The organism is Synechococcus sp. R3-13 (assembly GCF_047462195.1).
Classification (GTDB): Bacteria; Cyanobacteriota; Cyanobacteriia; order Thermostichales; family Thermostichaceae; genus Thermostichus.
In genome coordinates this window covers 1-3908 of the sequence record NZ_JANSIO010000435.1, presented here as the reverse complement: position 1 = coordinate 3908, position 3908 = coordinate 1, and the positions used below count along the sequence as shown (strand labels likewise).

Annotated in this window: 5 protein-coding genes; 2 read left to right on the top strand and 3 right to left on the bottom strand. The window is 61.9% G+C overall.

All coding sequences use genetic code 11. The annotated features are described in order from the left end of the window. Window positions 1–140: 140 nt before the first annotated feature. The gene (locus NW856_RS12580; RefSeq protein ID WP_414400547.1) at window positions 141–1124 is read left to right on the top strand and encodes a PhoH family protein; all 984 of its coding nucleotides are present in this window, start codon (window positions 141–143) and stop codon (window positions 1122–1124) included. Continuing rightward, the gene (locus NW856_RS12575) at window positions 1121–1846 is read left to right on the top strand and encodes an HAD-IA family hydrolase (RefSeq protein WP_414400546.1); all 726 of its coding nucleotides are present in this window, start codon (window positions 1121–1123) and stop codon (window positions 1844–1846) included. Before NW856_RS12580 ends, NW856_RS12575 begins: the two co-directional genes overlap by 4 nt. Here the strand turns inward: NW856_RS12575 and NW856_RS12570 are convergent. From NW856_RS12570 to NW856_RS12560, 3 genes are all read right to left on the bottom strand, one after another. Next, a complete protein-coding gene (locus NW856_RS12570) occupies window positions 1824–2639 on the bottom strand; it encodes an alpha/beta fold hydrolase (RefSeq protein WP_414400545.1) in 816 nt (271 codons plus the stop codon). The two genes, NW856_RS12575 and NW856_RS12570, sit on opposite strands and share 23 nt — an antisense overlap. Then, window positions 2636–3385 (bottom strand): lysophospholipid acyltransferase family protein, encoded by a 750-nt coding sequence (locus NW856_RS12565; RefSeq protein WP_414400544.1) that lies wholly within the window; start codon window positions 3383–3385, stop codon window positions 2636–2638. Before NW856_RS12565 ends, NW856_RS12570 begins: the two co-directional genes overlap by 4 nt. Continuing rightward, the coding region (locus NW856_RS12560) for a cob(I)yrinic acid a,c-diamide adenosyltransferase (RefSeq protein ID WP_414400543.1) at window positions 3385–3908 on the bottom strand (524 nt) is incomplete at its 5' end. The genes NW856_RS12565 and NW856_RS12560, both read right to left, overlap by 1 nt.

The window sequence follows — 3908 nt, the reverse complement described above, 5'->3', positions numbered from 1 at the left end:
GAGCTTATTATTGACTAGAGTCATGCTCTTGCGCTTGACCCCTGGGCTCTGCAGCGGCTTTCCACAGCCCAGAGCGCCCTGACAAGCGTTTTTGGTAAGATCACCCCTACAGGTCTCCCAGGGTGCCCGGCGCCCACGGCATGCACGACAACCCTACTTCCCTCTCTTCTGATTTCGAAGTCATCTCTCTGTCCAATCCTCAACAGGCCATGTCTTTGGCGGGCACTCAGGAGGCCAACCTGAGGTGGATCAGTCGCTCCAGCGGTGCCTCTGTAACGCTGCGCGGACAAGACCTGTATCTGAAAGGCACTCCTCAACAGCGGCAGCAGGTGCGGCAATGGCTAGAATTGCTGAAGCCGCTTTGGCAAACTGGGCACCCCGTCACTGTGATCGATGCAGAGCAAGCTTTTCGCGCCCTCTCCGGACAAGAGGCTGCCGCCTACCAGCAAGCACAAGCAGGGATTTTGGCCCGCACCCGCAAAGGGGAGCTTATCCGACCGAAAACGCCCCGCCAACAGGAGTACGTGCGAGCCATTCGCACCCACGACCTCTGCTTTGGCATTGGACCGGCGGGCACAGGAAAAACCTATCTGGCTGCCGTTGTGGCCATTACGGCCCTACAAAACCGGGAGTACGAGCGTTTGATCTTGACTCGCCCGGCTGTGGAGGCGGGAGAAAAACTGGGGTTTTTGCCGGGGGATCTGGTGGAAAAGGTGGATCCCTATCTGCGGCCCCTTTACGATGCCCTGTTCGAGTTTATCGACCCGGCCAAGCTGCCGCAGTTGATGGAGCAGGGGGTGATCGAGGTGGCGCCGCTGGCCTATATGCGAGGCCGTACTTTGAGCAATGCCTTCATCATTTTGGACGAAGCCCAGAACACCACCCCCGAGCAGATGAAGATGGCCCTCACGCGGCTGGGATTCCGGTCGCGTATGGTGGTTACCGGGGATCTCACCCAAACGGATCTGGGCAAACATCGCATGTCCGGCCTGGCAGCGGCAGAGCGTATTCTGACAGGGGTAGAGGGGGTTGCCTTTTGCTACTTCGACCAGCGGGATGTGGTGCGCCACCCTCTGGTGCAGCGGATTGTCGATGCCTACGCCCGCTACGAGGGGCAGTCGTGAGGCTGAGGGTGCTCTTTTTCGACGCTGTGGGCACTTTGTTTCGGGTGCGGGGCAGTGTGGGCCAGGTTTACAGCCAGGTGGCAGCGGAGTACGGGGTGAGGGTGGATCCCCAGGCCTTGGATCGCGCTTTTGGCCAAGTTTTTGCCCAGGCTCCAGCCCCGGCCTGCCCAGGATTGACGGGATCCCCTTTGCGGGAGTGGGAGCGGACCTGGTGGCGCCAGGTGGTGCGGGAGACTTTTGCCCGGGTGGGATCCCTGGCTGCCTTCGGAGAGCACCGGTTTGAGGACTTCTTCACCCAACTGTTTGAGCACTTTGCCGGGGCGGATCCCTGGGAGCTGTATCCCGAGACGCTGCCGGCTTTGCGGGCCCTGCAGCAGGAAGGGATCCGGTTGGGGGTGATCTCCAACTTCGACAGCCGCTTGCCCAGAGTGCTACAGCAGTTGCAGTTGGATCCCTACTTTTCCACCCTCACCCTCTCCACCCAAGTGGGCTATGCCAAGCCCCATCCCCTGATCTTCCGGGCCGCCCTGGCCGCCCAAGGGATCCCCCCCGAAGCTGCTGGCCACATCGGCGACAGCCACCGCGAAGACTACCAGGGGGCAAAAGCAGCAGGCTTGAGGGCCCTTTGGCTGGATCGAGAGGGGAAGGAGAGCTCCGGCCCAGAGCGGATAGAAGATCTGTGGGGATCCCTGTCCATGCTCAATGGGCCGAAGCAGAATTGAGCAGCAGAGGGGCAAAAAGGCCATCCGGCTTGAGCAGGTAACGCCGCAGGTTCATCCGCCGCTCCAGCAGGCAAGCGTGGCCGCTCTGGGGCGAGATTTCTACCTGCGCCTGGGGCAGCCGTTCCGCCAGCCAGCCCACCTCCTGCACCGAGGGCAACAGGCGATCCCGTCCCCCCGCCACCAGCAAAGTTGGCAGGGTCATCGACTCCAGGGGCAGCTTCTCCACAGCAAAGGATCCCAGCAAAGCCAAGCGCTGGGCAGCCACTGTGGGCTCAACACTGTGAACCGCCTGGCGCAGCCGCTCCCGATCCGGCGGCTCCATTTGGCTGAGCTCCGCCAAAGCCCCCAACCCTCGCTCCGACAACTGGTGATAGAGCGCCGGCGGCAAAAAGGGCAAGAGAACATGTCCTGCCCACCACCAGGGCCTGCGTCGCAGCGACGAGGCCGGATTGACCAAAATGAGGCCGCGGCACCGTTCCGGCCATTGGGCAGCCACCAACAAGGCCAGGCAGGCCCCAAAGGATTCTCCACACAAGTACGCCCCCGCTTCTAGCTGGGATCCCACCCAATCGGCCAGGGTTTCCCAGCTATCCCCCGCTTCCGGGTGGTTCAAACTCAGGGGGCGAATGCGAAACTCCCGCCGCAAAGCCTGCGCCTGCCGGTAAAACAACGTACCTGTGCCATCCATACCGGGCAAATACAGCAGCAGGGGCCGCTCCTGACCGACCGCTCCCGTTGCCGGGCTGACCAAGCTAGAGGCAGATGCTACCGGCTCGCCACTCAACTTTCTCATCTCTCTGCCAATCCCAATCGCACCTGTTCTCGGGCCGCTGCAGTTAGCTCTTGAATGACCTGCATTCGCTCGCGTCGGGATCCCTGGCGCTGCTTCCTGCCCACCCAAAGGGGGGATCCCACCCTGAGCACCACCCGCCGATACAACACCACCGGATGTCCCCCTTCCTGTTGAAATCGGGGTTCAGTGGGGTCAAACCAGCGGAAAAAAGCCATAGGAATATCTACTCCCCGCCATTCTTCCTGCGCCCACACCGCCACCGGCAGAATCGGCAAGGGATCCACCGCTGCCGCCAGCGCCAGGTGGGCAAAACCTGGCTGAAACCGCCCCACCTCCCCAGGCGAGGTCTCACGGGTGATCTGCTCCGCCCCTTCTGGGAAGATCCCCACCCCCACCCCCGCCGCCAAACTGGCCTGCGCCTGGCGAAAAAAATGGATTTGCTGTCGGGATCCCTGCTTGAGGGGAATGCAGTCCAAAGCCAAGGCGATCTCCCGCAGCAGCGGCACCTGAGCCAGGTAGTAATGGCAGGCAAAGCGAATCGGTCGGCCCAACCCCGCGATCAGCACCGGTGCATCCAGAAAACTGCGGTGATTGCTCACCACCACCAGCGGGCCGGCGGGAACGTGCTCCTTGCCCTCCACCCACACTTCCGTCTGGAAAAGGGTGAGCAACAACTGGGCCAGAGTCCTGGGGTCTGGAGGCCAAGAGAGAGCAGAATTGGCTGAGAACGCTGCGAAGGATCCCATCAATAGTCCACCCCGCGCCGCAGATCGGCCCCCTGCTCGGCATAGTGCTTGTGGCTCACCATTTCCGAGTGGACAGAGGCCAGCTCAAAGTAAGGTAAGGGGGCATGGCACCGCCCCGTGATGATGATCTCCGTGTCCCGCGGCTTGCGCAGCAAAGCCTGGACAATCGGCTCCACGTCCAGCAGCTCCAGATCCACCGTCGGGTTCAACTCATCCAAGATGATGGTTTTGTACAGGCCAGAAGCGATGGCCGCCCGTGCCAACTCCCAGCCCCGCTCCGCTTCTACATAGTCGATTTCCTGTTGTTTGCCCCGCCAGACAATGGCGTCCCGACCGCAACGCTGGTGATCCACCAAATCGGGGTAGCTTTCCCGCAGGGCCCGAATGGCTGCATCCTCGGTGTAGCCCGTTCCCCCCTTCAGCCATTGCATGATCAGTACACGATGGGAGAGATCCTTACTGATGCCGCGTCCAATCGCCTGCAGAGCCCGCCCCAGAGCGCTGGTGGATTTTCCCTTGCCGT